The organism is Actinomadura livida (assembly GCF_014648675.1).
Taxonomy (GTDB): domain Bacteria; phylum Actinomycetota; class Actinomycetes; order Streptosporangiales; family Streptosporangiaceae; genus Spirillospora; species Spirillospora livida.
The window spans coordinates 120,240-134,231 of sequence record NZ_BMRO01000008.1; the positions used below are offsets into that span (position 1 = coordinate 120,240).

Below are 13,992 nucleotides of genomic sequence, written 5' to 3' on the forward strand. Positions count from 1 at the left end.
CGGACAGTCGCGTTGCGGGGGTGATTGGTGGCAGGTGAACGCCGCGCTTATCAGGTCGAGACGTACAATCTGACATGGTCGAGCGCCATGTCTAGGGCAATCTCCATGGGCCTGATGTCATGGGCGGTCTGGGCCAGCAGATAGCCCCCTTGCAGCGCTGCAATCAGGCCGATCGCAAGTTGCTGGGGATCGGCTTCGGCGGCGAGTGTCCGGGCCTCCTGCATGCGACGCAGGCCGGCCTCGATGAGCTGTTCCCACGCTTCGAAGGTCTCCGCGAGGGCAATGCGGGCGACCTCGTCCTGGTCGGAGACCTCGCCGGCGATCGAACCGAGGATGCAGCCGTACGCGCCCTTTTGCAGGGCGTTGCGCTGGACGAGCGCGTCCCTCCACCGAACCAGGCCGTTGAACGATCTGAGGCGCTGTAGCGCAGCGTGCTCGCGCTCCATGATCTCTTCCGCGCGGAGCCGGACCACGGCGCGGACCAGCTGCTCCTTGTCGGCGAAGTGCTTGTAGAGCTGAGACTTGCTCGTCGCGCTGGCGGCGCGGACCTCGTCGAGGGTGGTCGAACTGACGCCCCGCACGTACATGAGCTCGGCCGCGGCCTCGATGATGCGCCGCCTGGTCGCCGCGCCGCGACGCGTCAGCCTCGGCCTCTGCTCGGCACTCTGCGACCCGGTCACGCAGGCAAGGCTACCGGCCGGGATGATCGGGGCCGGGCGCGCCGAGTGTCCGCCCCCGGGCGGCGGCCGAGGGCCCTCACGGATGGACGCGGATGATCGTCTTTCCCTTGATCCGTTCGGTCGGGGTGAAGGCGGCGACCGCGTCGTCGAGGGGCGCCACGCGGCCGATGTTCGTCCGCAGCCGCCCGTCCCGCACCCGCTCGACGATCTCGCTCAGTTGCGCGCGATCGGCCTCGACGACGAAGTCGACCGCCAGGCCGTCGGCGGGGCGCGCCTCGGGCGGGCCCGCGATGGTCACCAGCATTCCTCCGGGCCGGATCAGGCGTGCGGACCGCTTCCCGATGTCTCCGCCGATGACGTCGAACACGAGATCGACTCCGCCGGCGTCGTCCAGCGAGTCGTTGTCGAGGTCGACGAACTCCCGCGCGCCGAAGTCGAGCGCCGGCTGCCGGTCGGCGGCTCGTCCGGTGCCGATGACGTAGGCGCCGGCCTGCCGGGCGAGCTGCGTCACCATCGAGCCGACTCCGCCGGCCGCGCCGTGGACGAGGATGCTCTGCCCCACCTGGAAACGGCCGTGCACGAACAGTCCCTGCCACGCGGTCAAGCCCGAGATCGGCAGGCTCGCGCCCACCGTGAAGTCGACATCGCCGGGCAGCGGCGCGAGGTTGCGCGCCTCGACGGCCGTGTACTCCGCCAGAGTGCCGTCGCGGGTCCAGTCGGTGAGCCCGAACACCCGCTGTCCCACCGACAGCCCCCTCGTGCCGTAGCCGAGAGCGCTGACCACCCCGGCCAACTCGTGCCCGGGAATCGACGGCGTCCGGTCACGGCCGAGGCGATCCGTCCAGGTTCCGGGCCATGTCAGCTCGCCGGGAGTGAATCCCGACGCATGGACCCGAACGACGACATCGTTGCCCGCCGGCTCCGGCTCCGGCCGCTCCACCAGCGTCATCCCGGCCGTCCCCGCGGCCTCGTCCGTCACCACGATCGCCTTCATCGAACGCACCTCCCTCGCTTCAGTCCTTGCCCGCACGACATCGCCGTTCACCAGCACTGGTTCCCCGCCATCGTCAGTCGGTCCACATCGGACGGTCGGTCGCTATGGGAGGGCCTGTCGAGGCTCGGTCGATTATGGACTTGATGGTCCAATGATGCTGGGACGTCCGCGCCGCCCGGCGGGTCTCCAGTTGCGTTGTGCCCGACTATGGGGGCGGGAGATGCCGGGATGACCTCGGGTGGCGTCGGTCCGAAGTTGAAAGATCTTAGGACCTTAGGGTCCAGTTGGGCGGGGAATACAATCGGGCCGCCGAGCGTCTGTACCTGTGCGTCCAGGTGCGTTCCACCTGGTTCCGCAGTCTCACGCCGCAAGGCCGGGAAGGGAGAGCCGTGACCCGGCAGACCCAGTACCACAAGAACCCGGAAGCCGTCTCGCGGCTCGATCCGGAGCAGTACCGCGTGACTCAGCAGGACGGCACCGAGCGCCCGTTCGCCAACGCCTACTGGGACAACCACGAACCCGGCATCTACGTCGACGTCGTGTCCGGCGAGCCGCTGTTCGCATCCGCCGACAAGTACGACAGCGGCACCGGCTGGCCGAGCTTCACGAAGCCGATCGCCCGGACGAACGTCGTCGAGCGAGAAGACTCCGGCCACGGAATGATCCGGACGGAGGCCCGCTCACTGCACGGGGACAGCCACCTCGGCCACATCTTCCCCGACGGCCCCGCCGACAAGGGCGGCCTGCGCTACTGCATCAACTCCGCGTCGTTGCGGTTCATTCACCTCGACGACCTGGAGGAGGCAGGGTATGGCGAGTACCGGACCCTGTTCACGAGTGACACCGAGGGCAAGTAAGGAGACGACGTGAATTACGAGAAGGCGATCCTCGCCGGCGGCTGCTTCTGGGGCATGGAAGAGCTGTTCCGCCACCAGCCCGGTGTCGTGTCCACGCGCGTCGGGTACAGCGGCGGCGACGTCCCGAACGCCACCTACCGCGACCACGGCACTCACGCGGAGTCCATCGAGGTCGTCTACGACCCCGAGCAGACCGACTTCCGTGCGCTGCTGGAATTCTTCTTCCAGATCCACGACCCTTCGACGAAGAACCGCCAGGGCAACGACATCGGCATGAGCTACCGCTCGGCGATCTTCTACACCAGCGACGAGCAGAAGCGCGTCGCCGAGGACACGATCGCCGACGTCGACGCCTCGGGTCTGTGGCCCGGCGAGGTCGTCACCGAGGTCGCCCCGGCGGGCGACTTCTGGGAGGCCGAGCCCGAGCACCAGAACTACCTGCAGAACTACCCCAACGGCTACACCTGCCACTTCCCCCGCCCGGGGTGGAAGCTCCCCAAGCGGGAGACGGCCTGACACCCGCCGGCCCGCGGACCCCGGTTCCGCGGGCCGGCCCGGCCGTGGTGGTCGGCCCGCGGAACCGGCCCGGCGAAAGGGTTCGCGTCCGCCAGTATCAAGGAAGGGGAATGCGCAGCGAGGTGATGCCGCGCATGTCGAGCCACGCCGCGTCCGGTGTCCGGACCATGCGCAGGACGACCTCTTCGCAGGCGGGGCAGCGGGCGACGAGTCCCGGGGCGCGTTTGTAGAGACGCAGGGTCGCGACCGGGCCGGTGCGGGCGCAGCACGCGCAGCTGGCTTCGGCGGTGGTGACGTCGAACGCGAGGATCTCGCCCAGCGGGCCGGCCAGCGCGTTCCCGTCCTGGTAGTCGTCGCTCATCCGTCAGCCTCCTGTCGGGCCGAATCGCTCGGTCTTGATCTTGCGGGCGTCGTGGCCGAGGGCCAGCAGCAGGTCGGCGGCCGTTTCCACGAACCCGGTCGGGCCGCAGACGAAGCAGTCCGGCTCGAAATCGGCGGGCCACCCGTGGCTGTTGAGGTCGGCGACCGTGAGCCGTCCGGGCGGCCGTCCGCCGTCGGGCGCCTCGCGGGTGTAGAGGTAGGCGACGTCCAGGCCGGGGGCTCCGCGGCGCAGTTCGGCCCTGTAGTACCGGTCGGCGGGCGTCCGCACCGAGTAGACGAGCCGGAACGGGGTGCGGCTGCCGGCCTGCCCGCGGGCGCGGATCATCGCCGTCAGCGGCACGATCCCCGACCCGCCGGCGACCAGCAGCACCGGCGCCGTGGACTCCGGGCGCCAGACGAACCAGCCGCCCACCGGCCCGCGGATCTCCACCGGGTCGCCGCGCGACAGGCCCCCGGCCAGGTAGGACGAGACCTCGCCGTCCGGCACGCGCTGCACGGTCAGCTCGACCCGGTCGCCGTCGGCGGGCGCGGCGATCGAGTAGCTGCGCTGGGCGCTGTAGCCGTCCTCGGCGGTGAGCCGTACGTCGACGTGCTGGCCCGCCGCGTGGCCGGGCCAGTCCGGCACGTCGAAGACCAGTGTCTCGGCGGTGGGCGTCTCGGTCCGTGTCTCGGTGAGCCGGGCGACGCGCCAGGTCAGTCGCCTTGGTACCGCTGTTCGCGCCATGGGTCCCCGTAGTCGTGGTAACCGGCCGTCTCCCAGAAGCCCGGCTCGTCCTGGTCGAGCAGGCGGAGGCCGCGCACCCACTTGGCGGACTTCCAGAAGTACAGGTGCGGCACCAGCAGGCGGGCCGGACCCCCGTGCTCGGCGGGGAGATCCTCGCCGTCGAAGCGGTACGCGATCCACGCCTGCCCGTCCAGGACGTCCTCAAGCGGCATGTTGGTGGTGTAGCCACCGTAGGAGTGGGCGAGCACGTAGTCGGCGGCGGTGTCCACGTCGGCCAGCAGCGTGTCCAGTGACACCCCTTGCCACCGGGTGCCGAGCTTGGACCATTTGGTGACGCAGTGGATGTCGACGGTCGGCGTCTCGCTGGGCAGCTCCATGAACTGGCGCCAGTCCCAGCTGTACTCCCGGCCGCTCTCGGTCGTGACGGTGAACTCCCAGTCGTCCTTGCCGACCCGCGGCGTAGGACCGGCCGACAGGACCGGGAAGTCCTCCGTCAGGTACTGACCGGGAGGAAGCTTGACGTCCCTCCCGCGCCCACGCCCGCGAAAGCCCGGCGAAACGATCCCCATCACAACCCCCTTCCCGGCCGGAGGGAATCGACGCGAACGCCATGCCCGCACACCCCACCACCGAAACCAGCCCGCCCCCCGTCTCACTGCCGCGCTCGAAGCCCAGCGCTTCACGGCACACGTGGATTCAGGCTCAGGACGAGAAGCGTGCTCGGTGCTCCACCACCGGGTAGTGCTTCGGCGACCGCCCACATCGCGGACGAGCCCTCCGCGTTCGCCATCGACCGGAACAGTATGTTCGTCCCCCACTTCTCGGGGAGGGGGACTCGGGCCCACGTGCCGTTGGAAGAGCGGTGCAGCAGGTACGACGTGGTCGTGGCGATCCAAATGCCACCACTCCCGTCGGGCGCCACATGGGTGAGACCTATGCCCCTCAGGCCATTTGTCTTCCGCGGGTCGAGCTAATCCGGGCACGGGCGTGTTCACCCAGTGATCGCCTTGCCGGCGGCGGAACGTGTTACTCGGCCATACGCCCCATATGTGGGTGGCGGAGGCCGCGGCGAGGCGCTGCGGCGGTGATGGCGCCGTCAAGTTCTGCCAGCGCCGACCGTCCCAGGTCTGGAGGAAACCGGGTCCTGTGGCCACCAGGCGGTGGCCGCCCACGACGGCGACGTCCCAGAAGCCGCTGCGCCGAGCGGGCCGCATCGCTTGGGGCGACCATCGGTCACCGTTCCAGCACCAGGCGCGATTGGTGTCGCGGTCCGAACCGAAGATCCATCGTCGGCATTCCAGCAGATTCCCAATCCCACCACCACACGACCACCAATCGGCGTCGTGGTACTCGCCGCCGAGGCTGTCGGTGTCGCTCCCGACGAGCAGGTCACCTCCGGCCGTGGCGACGAGGGCCTCCACCCCGTGACCTCGGGTGCGTGTCGGGTTCCAGGGGATGTCCTTCGACAGGCCCGACCGGCCGGTCTCCCACCGGGCGGCGGAGTCGCAGAGCGCCTCCGTGCCGAAGCCGCCCCCTCCGGTGGTCACGACGACGAAGTAGGAGCCGCCGGGAGAGAAGTCCATGCCTCTCATGTAGGCGTCGTACGCGGGGCTGCACGCGTCGGCGTACGCGTCGGTCTCCCAGGTGGACAGCACCGGTGCCGTCCCGGCCAGGTCGATCATCGCGAGCTGCGGTCGATTCTGACCGTTCACCTTGGTGAACGCTCACCGGGCGTCGACACGGCACGGTTCCGGCACGGATCTGACCTCCGCCGGGCGGGCGGAGTCCTGTTGGGATTCAAGTGCGTTACGGATGATCATGGATGGGTCTTTGGAGGTTGAGGGGAGGGCGGGGCGCTGTTAGCTTCACCCGGTGGACGACATGCGTGCACAGGCGGAGGCGATCGAGGGCTTCGCGGCGGCGCTGCGGGAACTGCGCGAGTCGGTCGGTAGCCCACCTTTCCGGGAGATGTCCGGGCGATCCGGGGCAATCTCGCACACAACGTTGCATGAAGCCACGAAGGGAAACCGGCTCCCGAGCTGGGGGACCACCGTAGAGTTCGTCAAGGCGTGCGGCGCGGATCCGGACGAGTTCCGCGAGCGCTGGGAGGCGGCGAACCAGGCGGTCAGGTCGGTGAGCGCGCGCAAGGCGGAGGTCGCTCGTCCGGCCGGTGAAGTCGCGGCCGCAAGCGCCGTGGAACCGCGTCCCGTTGACGTCGACATCAAGCCGTCGGCCTTGGTGCCCATGCCTCCGGAACAGGTCGCCGACGATGGGCGGTTAGGCGCCGCCGCCGCGCGGGGGCGGTTTCGGGTCGGGCGGTTGGGCGCGCTGGCCGCGGTGGTCGTCGGCGCGGGGGCGGTGATCGTCGTCGCGGTCGTCGTCAACCGCGACGCCGGGGCCGGCGAGGACGGGCTGAAGCCCGTCGACGGCCGGTCCAAGGCCGCGCTGTCGCCGGCCGACTGCCCGGTGAAGGCGACCAATCCGCCGCCCGCGCCGCCCACGCACAAGGGCGACGCGGCCGCCTTCATAGCGGACATCACCTTGCCCGACTGCACGCACGTCGGCGGAGGCAAGACCGTGACCAAGGTGTGGCGGCTCAAGAACGCCGGGAAAGTGCCGTGGGAGGGGTATTCGCTGCGCCGCCTCGACGTCCCGCAGCAGGCCGATCATTGCCAGACCATCTCCGACGTGCCGATCGACGACACGCCGCCGGGAAAGATGGTCGACATCCGGACCCAGATCACCACGCCGAAGAAACCGGGCCTCTGCTATGTGCGGTTCAAGATGGTGGACGCGGCGGGACAGGTCGCGTTCCCCGGAAACCGGCCCGTCAACTTCCAGGTCATCGTCGACGGACCCTAGTTCCCCGCCGCGGCGGGCGCGGCGGGGAACCGGGGAGCGCGGGATCAGGAGAGGGTGATCCCGCTGTAGTAGGCCTTGAGGATCCTGGAGTAGGCCCAGCCCGCGTTGGCCTTGTCGCGGGAGCCGTACTGCGACATCCAGTCTCCGGTGACCCATGCGCCGCACGCCGTCGTCGTGGAGCAGTAGTGGGCCTGGAGGATCTTTCCGCCGCGGGTCATCCGGGTGCCCCACGTCGCGTCCACCGCGGAGCTGGTCGACGCCTTCGCGGAGCCGGGCTTGTACACCTGGCTCGACGTGGTGTCGTAGACGTCGAAGCACCGGCCGTCCGACGTCTTGCGCGTCGAGTGCAGCGCCCAGTACCAGCCGTAGCTCTTGACCGCCATCGCCCCGGCCTTGAGGGACTCCTGCGGCCAGCTCGTCACCCACTCGTTGGGCAGGACGTTCTTGACGTAGGTCTTGAACGCCACCCGGTCCACCCGGTCGAGCGAGACCCGGTACACGAGGATCGTCGTGGGCAGCTTGGTGTGCGTGCCGTCGGTCTTGCAGCCGGTCGATCCGGAGCTCAAGAACCGGTGGGACGCGTTCTGGTTCTTCAGGGTGGCGTTGAGGTTGCCCTTGGCTCCGGCCTTGAAGTCCTGGTAGGTGCCGCCGTAGTTGCTGTTGTAGTAGACGCGGACGGTCTTGCCGCTGCGGTTCCAGACCGAGGCGGCCTCGTTCTTGATGCACAGGCCCTTGCCGTTGCCGGGGCCTTTGAAGTCGTAGCAGGACGGCTGCTCGGTGCCGTAATCGGCGATCGATCCCGCGAAGTCCGAGACCGACCCCGCGTTGTCGCTGTTGTAGTAGTAGCAGAACTCGCCGCTCTCGCAGACGCCGTCGCGGCCCGCCGCGGCGGCGGACGTCGCCGGGATGAGCACCGTCCCGCCGAGCGCCACCGCGGCGGTCGCCGCGGTGAGCCGCGGGATCAGTCGCGCTGTTCGTGTCGACACAGTCGTCTTCCTGTTCTGGTGGGGACGCGGCGGGCTAGGAGATGTTGTAGCCCCGGGCGTGCCAGAACGAGGTCGGGTTCGGGTTGTCGAGGGTCGGGTCGTTGACGCTCTTGGCCGCGTGGGTCTGCCGTCCGAGGCGCATCTCGACGTGGGTGTGCGCGGCCGAGCTGGACGACACCCCGCGCCACGCCTCGTCCGCGATGGTCTGGCCGCGGCTGATCGACTGGCCCACCGCCAGCGACGAGCGCGGGGCGGTGTGCAGGTAGATCACGGTCTTGTTCAGCGAGGCGTTGTAGATGGAGATCGTGGAGAGGCCGCCGCTGCCGTTGGCGCCGCGCGCGATGTAGATGACCTTGCCGGCCACGAGGGCGTGCACGTCCGAGCCGACGCCGCGCGCGATGTCGATCCCCTCGTGCCGGCCGGGCGTGGACGTGTAGCCGTCGAAGCCGCAGGTGATCCGGCCGCCGCTCGCCTTGTACAGGCCGGTCGTCATCTTCGTGCGCGACGACGGCGAGAACTGGTGGGAGGCGTTCTGGTTCTTCAGGGTGGCGTTGAGGTTGCCCTTGGCGCCGGCCTTGAAGTCCTGGTAGGTGCCGCCGTAGTTGCTGTTGTAGTAGACCCGGACGGTCTTGGTGCTGCGGTTCCAGACCGAGGCGGCCTCGTTCTTGATGCACAGGCCCTTGCCGTTGCCGGGGCCTTTGAAGTCGTAGCAGGACGGCTGCTCGGTGCCGTAGTTGGCGATCGATCCCGCGAAGTCGGAGACCGATCCCGCGTTGTTGCTGTTGTAGTAGTAGCAGAACTCGCCGCTCTCGCAGACGCCGTTGCGGGCCGCGGCCGAGGCGGGTGCCGCGAGGGCGACCGCCGCCCCGCCGAGCGCGACGGCGGCGGTCGTCGCGGTGAGGACCTTGTTGAGCGTGCTCATACTTCTCTCCTTCTGTTCGCGAATCCTGGGCTTGGCGGAGGAGTTCAGCGGCGCTGGTACTCCTCCCAGGTGCGGATGGCCACCTGCGGGCCGTCGTCCGGATTACGGCCGGCGAGCCCGTTGAGGCCGAGGTAGTAGTCGCCCGTCTGGTGCTGGGCCTGACTGGAGAGGTCGGTGTCGCTGATGGCGGCGGCGTGGATGTGCCACGGCCAGTCGCCCTGCTCGGGGCTGCGCACCCAGGCCGCGAAGCCGACCCGGCGCAGCGCGCGGGCGGCCGCGGTGCGGACGGCGGGGCTCATCCCCTCGACCGAGATGTCGACGACGCCGCCGCCGTCATGGGTGCCCGCGGACGTGGGGTCGCCGCCGGGGTTGTACGACCCCTGATCGAGCACGAGGTCGCGGCCGAGCAGCCGCTCCGCCTCGGCCAGCATGTCCCGCGTGCGGGTGTTGACGAGGACGCCGCCGGTGGAGACGCGGGCGCCCGGGCCGATGACGCGGGTGACCGTGAAGCGGCCGGCTCCGAGCTTGGCGAGGGACGTCTTGCCGGGCAGGCCGTTGGCGTCGAGCCCGGTGTAGCCGAGCGACTTCTGGTACTTCGCGTAGGCGGCGACCGTCGTGGTGCCGAAGTGGCCGTCCACCCACTGGGCGTCCAGCAGGTTCCGGTCGCGCAGCGCCCGCTCGACGAGCAGGACGCTGGCCTTGGCGCCCGGGGTCAACGCGCTGCCGGCCCGCCGCGGGTCGATCTGGGCCGCCTTGACGGTGGCCTCCATGTTCACGTTCGGAAGCGCCTTGGCCCCGGCTGCCTGCGCCGGCGTCCCGGACGCCCCGGTCAGCGAAGTGAGCAAGACCGCCCCCAGAAGGGCGGCGGCAGAGGACGGCAGGTTCATGTGATCTCCTGAATGCGGGCCAAGGGGAGCGAAGCCCGCGACTGAGGCCACCGTCACCGATGGCTCAGGTTGTCCTCAAGAAGATCCGTGTTGTCAGCCTGTCCGCCGGACACCCCCGTACAGCCGGACACGGTCTCCACCAGGCGCCGAACCGCGCCCGGCACACCGCCCCCAGGCCCAGCCCCGCCGACGGCGGGCTCGCCGACCGCGGATTCACCGACCTGGGCGCTCTGCCGGCCGCCCCCCAGAGCGGCACGAAGGCGGCCGGGCTGCGGTGCGTGGACCTGAAGCGTTTCAGCGCCCATCGATGCTGTTCGGGAGGCTGTGGGACGCTGGGTTCAAGGTGTGGCCATCCGGTCGCTTCGGACAGCGGGGGCGGTGAGCGGCGATACCGACGGCGGGTGAGGCGCGGGCGGCCCGGTTGTGGGAGCTGGTCGCCGGGTGCGCGGACGGGGAGATGGTGTCCCCCGCGCACGTGTGTCAGGCGGCGGTGGTGGCGGTGGCGGTGGACGGGGCGGCGGTGTCGGTGGCGACCCGGCCGGACCGGCGGCAGCGGGCGCACGCCACCGACGCGGTAGCCGCGCTCTTGGAGGAGCAGCAGTTCACCCTGGGGGAAGGTCCGGGCATCGAGGCCGGCACCTCTGGAGGCCAGGTGCTGGTCGCCGATGTCTCCTCGCCGGCCGGCGCCTCCCGGTGGCCGGTGTTCGCGCCGGTGGCCACGACGGCCGGGGTACGGGCGATGTTCGCCTTTCCGCTGCAGGTGGGGGCGATCCGGCTGGGCACCCTCACCCTGTACCGGGTCATGCCGGGACCGCTGACCGCGGAGCAGGTCGCCGACGCCGTGACGCTGTGCCGCACGGCGGTGGCGGTGATGCTGGCCGCGGACCGGACCTCGCCGGACGGCGCGACCTCGGACCAGGGCGCGTGGCCGCTGGGCGGGCCGGGCGAGGGCAGGATCGAGGTGTACCAGGCGACCGGGATGGTCGCCGTCCAGCTCGGCGTCGGTCTGCAGGACGCGTTCGCGGCGTTGCGCGCCCGCGCCTTCACCGACGGCGTCCCCCTGGCCGTGCTGGCCCGCCAGGTGGTGGACCGGCGGCTGCGGTTCCACCCCGACGACCTTCCCGAAGGCTGACGACAGGATGGATCGACACGACGACCACCGCGGTCAACCAGAGACGACGTAACACGACAGGACCCCCAGCCACTGGGGCGAGGAAACGGATTGAGCAGTCATGCCACAGCAACAACGACTCGCTGAGGTGTTCGTCGAGCTGGCAGACACCCTGGTGGTCGACTTCGATCTCATCGAGTTCCTGCACCGGCTGGCCGAGCGCTGCGTGGAACTGCTGGAGGTGGAGGCGGCCGGGATCCTGCTGACGGACCAGGCCGACGAGCTGCAGGTGATCGCGGCCTCCACCGAACAGACCCGGCTGCTGGAGTTGTTCCAGCTCCAAGCCCGGCAGGGCCCCTGCCTGGACTGCTTCGCCACCGGCCGGCCCGTCAGGGTCGCCGACCTGGCAGCCGAAGCCGCCCGGTGGCCGCTGTTCACCCCCGCGGCCCTTGACGCCGGTTACGGGGGCGTAGTGGCGTTGCCGATGCGTATGCGAGAGCGGATCATCGGCGCGATGAACCTGTTCACCGCCCCCTCCACCGTCCTTGCCGTCGACGAGGCGAGCACGATCCAGTCGCTCGGGCAGGCGATGGCCGACGTGGCCACCATCGGCATCCTGGGCGAACGCGCGGCCCGCGAACATCAGCTGCTGTCCCAGCAACTGCAGATCGCGCTCAACAGCCGTGTGATCATCGAGCAGGCCAAGGGCATGCTCGCCGAACGCCACCAGATCTCACTCGACCAGGCCTTCGCCGCCCTGCGCGCCCAGGCCCGCAACACCAACCGCAAACTCGCCGACCTCGCGCAAGCCGTCATCGACGACGACCCCGCCGTGGTGGACTTCCTGCACGCGCCGCACGATCCCAGCCGCCGCGCCGGCCACGGTTGACCGCGGAACGATGACGGGAAGGGCGGCGCCGGCAGCGACACACCGGCCAGGATCGGAAACCACCGGTCCACACTGCGGACGCCGGGGCCGGCGAGCGGATCCTGGTCTCGACCCTTGCCTCCTCGCTGGGTGTCTCCGCTTCTGGAGCGCACCGGATACCCGAACTACCCCGACCCCATGCCTCCACTCAGAACGGAGCGCATGGCAGGTCAGCCGCCGGGGGCGCTTTCCGGTTGCCGAGCCGTGCCGCCGGCACGTCGGCGCAGCGCCGCCAACGCGTCCGCCGGCTCCGGATGCAGGGTGATGACGTCGTCGATGCCGACGAGGCGGAGAACGCGGTCGACCCGCCCTGTGGCTCCGGCCAGGCTCAGGACCAGCCGCTGATTGCGGGCGTGCTTGAAAGCCTTGACCAGGACCGTGATGCCGCCGGCGTCGCAGAACCTGAGGCGCGTGAGGTCGATGACAACACCGCTGCTCGGGGCGGCGCCGGCGTGGCCGGTGGACGCGTCGGTGATCATGTTGCTGAGCCGGACGGTCAGCCAGCCGCTGTTGGAAGCGTCGATCTCTCCGGCGAGTGTCAGCAGCGTCGCGGTCGACCCGGCACCGCACTCGACGTCCGTCCGGCGGAGACTGACCTGCGCCCCGGCTCCGCCGCGGTCGCCGGTCGTGGTGTGCGGCCGCGTCCGCCGTGCCTGTGGAACGGCGGACGGGGGCGATGGTTCGAATGCCGTCATGACGACCCTCCCTGGAGCGTACCCACTACGCCGCCAGGGTCTGGAGCGGTCCGGCAGAAGACTTCCGCCGTCGCACGCAGCATAGGCCGCTCATGACCTGCGGTCTAACCCTGCGACCCGGTCAGTGTGGAGCGCGAGCGGGCACGCCTGCTGCTCCGGCCATGTCAATGCGGCCGCGGAGGCGCAACCGCTAGCACCCTGCTCGCTGAGGACACCGGTCCCGGGGCACCTGTTCCCGTCTGGCGGAGCCGAACGTCCTGCACTACGAGGCCGAGGCGCGGGTACTGCCGCCGGACGTCGCCGACCGGACGGGAGGCGGCCGCTCGCCCAGCCGGGCGGTTGAGCGTTGGGCGCGCGCTGATGCGGGAACAAAGGCCGGGTGGGAGTAGTCGGCCGCGTGGACGCCTATCAGAGGCGGCACCGCTGGGCGGGTCTGCCGCTGGCGGTGGTGTACAAGTTCGTGGACGACCAGGGCGCGTACCTCACGGCGTTGATCACCTTTTACGGGTTCGTGTCGCTGTTCCCGCTGCTGCTGCTGTTGGTCACCGCTCTGGGGTTCGCGTTGGAGGGCAACCCGGATCTGCAGCAACGCGTACTGGATTCGGCGCTTGCGCAGTTCCCGGTCCTCGGAGACCAGATCGGCGCGAACATCTATTCCTTCCAAGGCAGCATCCTGGCCCTGGCCACGGGCGTCGTAGGCAGCCTGTACGGCGGATTGGGCGTCGTACAGGCCACGCAGAGCGCCCTGAACAAGATGTGGGGAGTGCCGCGCAACTCCCGGCCGAACCCGATCGCCGCCAGGGTGCGCAGCCTGGCGCTGCTGGCGGTCGGGGGCGCGGCGGTCCTCGTGACCACGCTGCTGTCGGCGGTCACCGCATCCGGTGGCGTCTTCGGTGCCGGTGTGCGGACGGCGGCGATCCTGGTGGCCGTCGCCGTCAATATCGTGCTGTTCACCGTGGCGTTCCGGGTGCTGACCGCTCTGCCCCTGACGTTCGCGCAGGTCCGGACGGGAGCGATCAGCGCGGCGCTGGTCTGGCAAACCCTGCAGTGGGCCGGCGCGTTCTTGCTCGAGCACATGCTCAAGGGCGCCACCGCCACCTACGGCATGTTCGGCATCGTCCTCGGCCTGCTGACGTGGATCTATCTGGGCGCGCTCACCTTCGTCCTGAGCGCCGAGATCAACGTCGTCCGGGAGCGGCGGTTGTGGCCGCGCAGCCTGCTGACGCCCTTCACCGACAACGTTGAACTGACGGCGGGGGACCGGCGCGCCTACACCTCCTACGCCGAGACCGAACGCCACAAAGGCTTCCAGAACGTCGACGTCGACTTCGACCCGCCCCCGCGCGACGACGCGGACTGAAATCCGGGCCCAGTTGCGGCGGGGCGCGTCAGCGGATGGACGCCTGAGGAAGAGCAGCATCATGTCGTGCCCGTTCAGTCGGGCGGACC

At 70.0% G+C, this 13,992-nt stretch carries 15 protein-coding genes; 6 read left to right on the forward strand and 9 right to left on the reverse strand.

Features of this window, described 5'->3' with window-relative positions:
- Positions 1 to 50: 50 nt before the first annotated feature.
- Both IEZ03_RS20280 and IEZ03_RS20285 read right to left on the reverse strand, forming a co-directional pair.
- Positions 51 to 680: a TetR/AcrR family transcriptional regulator gene (locus tag IEZ03_RS20280; RefSeq protein ID WP_221480552.1), complete on the reverse strand. Its 630-nt coding sequence runs from the start codon at positions 678 to 680 to the stop codon at positions 51 to 53.
- A 76-nt stretch (positions 681 to 756) separates the two neighbouring features.
- Positions 757 to 1,674: an NADP-dependent oxidoreductase gene (locus tag IEZ03_RS20285; protein ID WP_184880323.1), complete on the reverse strand. Its 918-nt coding sequence runs from the start codon at positions 1,672 to 1,674 to the stop codon at positions 757 to 759.
- A 389-nt stretch (positions 1,675 to 2,063) separates the two neighbouring features.
- On the opposite strand from IEZ03_RS20285, the gene msrB reads away from it, so the two are divergent.
- Positions 2,064 to 2,531: a peptide-methionine (R)-S-oxide reductase MsrB gene (gene msrB, locus IEZ03_RS20290; RefSeq protein ID WP_184880325.1), complete on the forward strand. Its 468-nt coding sequence runs from the start codon at positions 2,064 to 2,066 to the stop codon at positions 2,529 to 2,531.
- A gap of 9 nt (positions 2,532 to 2,540) precedes the next feature.
- The gene (gene msrA / locus IEZ03_RS20295) at positions 2,541 to 3,047 is read left to right on the forward strand and encodes a peptide-methionine (S)-S-oxide reductase MsrA (protein WP_184880326.1); all 507 of its coding nucleotides are present in this window, start codon (positions 2,541 to 2,543) and stop codon (positions 3,045 to 3,047) included.
- Between the two features lie 97 nt (positions 3,048 to 3,144).
- Here the strand turns inward: msrA and IEZ03_RS20300 are convergent, their stop codons facing one another.
- Genes IEZ03_RS20300 through IEZ03_RS20310 form a run of 3 tightly spaced genes read right to left on the reverse strand, consistent with a single transcriptional unit; the run spans position 3,145 to position 4,721 of the window.
- On the reverse strand, positions 3,145 to 3,408 hold the full coding sequence (locus tag IEZ03_RS20300) for a DUF6510 family protein (RefSeq protein ID WP_184880328.1): 264 nt from the start codon (positions 3,406 to 3,408) through the stop codon (positions 3,145 to 3,147).
- A 3-nt stretch (positions 3,409 to 3,411) separates the two neighbouring features.
- The gene (locus IEZ03_RS20305; RefSeq protein ID WP_184880330.1) at positions 3,412 to 4,152 is read right to left on the reverse strand and encodes a ferredoxin reductase; all 741 of its coding nucleotides are present in this window, start codon (positions 4,150 to 4,152) and stop codon (positions 3,412 to 3,414) included.
- Entirely contained in the window at positions 4,122 to 4,721 is a 600-nt protein-coding gene (locus IEZ03_RS20310) for a sulfite oxidase-like oxidoreductase (RefSeq protein ID WP_184880332.1), read from the reverse strand. The genes IEZ03_RS20305 and IEZ03_RS20310 overlap by 31 nt, the downstream gene beginning before the upstream one ends.
- A 1,312-nt stretch (positions 4,722 to 6,033) precedes the next feature.
- On the opposite strand from IEZ03_RS20310, the gene IEZ03_RS20315 reads away from it, so the two are divergent.
- Positions 6,034 to 7,014, forward strand: coding sequence for an NBR1-Ig-like domain-containing protein (locus IEZ03_RS20315; RefSeq protein WP_229808456.1), 981 nt, complete (start codon positions 6,034 to 6,036; stop codon positions 7,012 to 7,014).
- A 44-nt stretch (positions 7,015 to 7,058) separates the two neighbouring features.
- On the opposite strand, the gene IEZ03_RS20320 is transcribed toward IEZ03_RS20315, so the two are convergent.
- Genes IEZ03_RS20320 through IEZ03_RS20330 form a run of 3 tightly spaced genes read right to left on the reverse strand, consistent with a single transcriptional unit; the run spans position 7,059 to position 9,809 of the window.
- A complete protein-coding gene (locus tag IEZ03_RS20320; RefSeq protein ID WP_184880336.1) occupies positions 7,059 to 8,000 on the reverse strand; it encodes a SpoIID/LytB domain-containing protein in 942 nt (313 codons plus the stop codon).
- A gap of 34 nt (positions 8,001 to 8,034) precedes the next feature.
- A complete protein-coding gene (locus IEZ03_RS20325; protein WP_184880338.1) occupies positions 8,035 to 8,922 on the reverse strand; it encodes a peptidase inhibitor family I36 protein in 888 nt (295 codons plus the stop codon).
- A gap of 44 nt (positions 8,923 to 8,966) precedes the next feature.
- Entirely contained in the window at positions 8,967 to 9,809 is an 843-nt protein-coding gene (locus IEZ03_RS20330) for a peptidoglycan-binding protein (protein ID WP_184880340.1), read from the reverse strand.
- Positions 9,810 to 10,230: 421 nt separating this feature from the next.
- On the opposite strand from IEZ03_RS20330, the gene IEZ03_RS20335 reads away from it, so the two are divergent.
- Positions 10,231 to 10,941, forward strand: coding sequence for a GAF domain-containing protein (locus IEZ03_RS20335; RefSeq protein ID WP_184880342.1), 711 nt, complete (start codon positions 10,231 to 10,233; stop codon positions 10,939 to 10,941).
- A gap of 127 nt (positions 10,942 to 11,068) precedes the next feature.
- Positions 11,069 to 11,809 carry a GAF and ANTAR domain-containing protein gene (locus IEZ03_RS20340; protein WP_229808428.1) on the forward strand — a complete coding sequence of 247 codons (741 nt, stop codon included), beginning with the start codon at positions 11,069 to 11,071 and terminating at the stop codon, positions 11,807 to 11,809.
- A gap of 209 nt (positions 11,810 to 12,018) precedes the next feature.
- Here IEZ03_RS20340 and IEZ03_RS20345 read toward each other — a convergent pair whose 3' ends face one another.
- The gene (locus IEZ03_RS20345; protein WP_184880346.1) at positions 12,019 to 12,543 is read right to left on the reverse strand and encodes an STAS domain-containing protein; all 525 of its coding nucleotides are present in this window, start codon (positions 12,541 to 12,543) and stop codon (positions 12,019 to 12,021) included.
- Positions 12,544 to 12,940: 397 nt separating this feature from the next.
- Between IEZ03_RS20345 and IEZ03_RS20350 the strand changes: the two genes are divergently transcribed.
- Positions 12,941 to 13,903: a YihY/virulence factor BrkB family protein gene (locus IEZ03_RS20350; RefSeq protein WP_221480553.1), complete on the forward strand. Its 963-nt coding sequence runs from the start codon at positions 12,941 to 12,943 to the stop codon at positions 13,901 to 13,903.
- Positions 13,904 to 13,992: the final 89 nt, after the last annotated feature.

Coding starts and splice junctions, on each gene's coding strand:
- IEZ03_RS20325 (WP_184880338.1), bottom strand. CDS start 8,922: ATGAGCACGCTCAACAAGGTCCTCACCGCGACGACCGCCGCCGTCGCG.
- IEZ03_RS20300 (WP_184880328.1), bottom strand. CDS start 3,408: ATGAGCGACGACTACCAGGACGGGAACGCGCTGGCCGGCCCGCTGGGC.
- IEZ03_RS20285 (WP_184880323.1), bottom strand. CDS start 1,674: ATGAAGGCGATCGTGGTGACGGACGAGGCCGCGGGGACGGCCGGGATG.
- IEZ03_RS20310 (WP_184880332.1), bottom strand. CDS start 4,721: ATGGGGATCGTTTCGCCGGGCTTTCGCGGGCGTGGGCGCGGGAGGGAC.
- IEZ03_RS20345 (WP_184880346.1), bottom strand. CDS start 12,543: ATGACGGCATTCGAACCATCGCCCCCGTCCGCCGTTCCACAGGCACGG.
- IEZ03_RS20305 (WP_184880330.1), bottom strand. CDS start 4,152: ATGGCGCGAACAGCGGTACCAAGGCGACTGACCTGGCGCGTCGCCCGG.
- IEZ03_RS20315 (WP_229808456.1), top strand. CDS start 6,034: ATGCGTGCACAGGCGGAGGCGATCGAGGGCTTCGCGGCGGCGCTGCGG.
- IEZ03_RS20330 (WP_184880340.1), bottom strand. CDS start 9,809: ATGAACCTGCCGTCCTCTGCCGCCGCCCTTCTGGGGGCGGTCTTGCTC.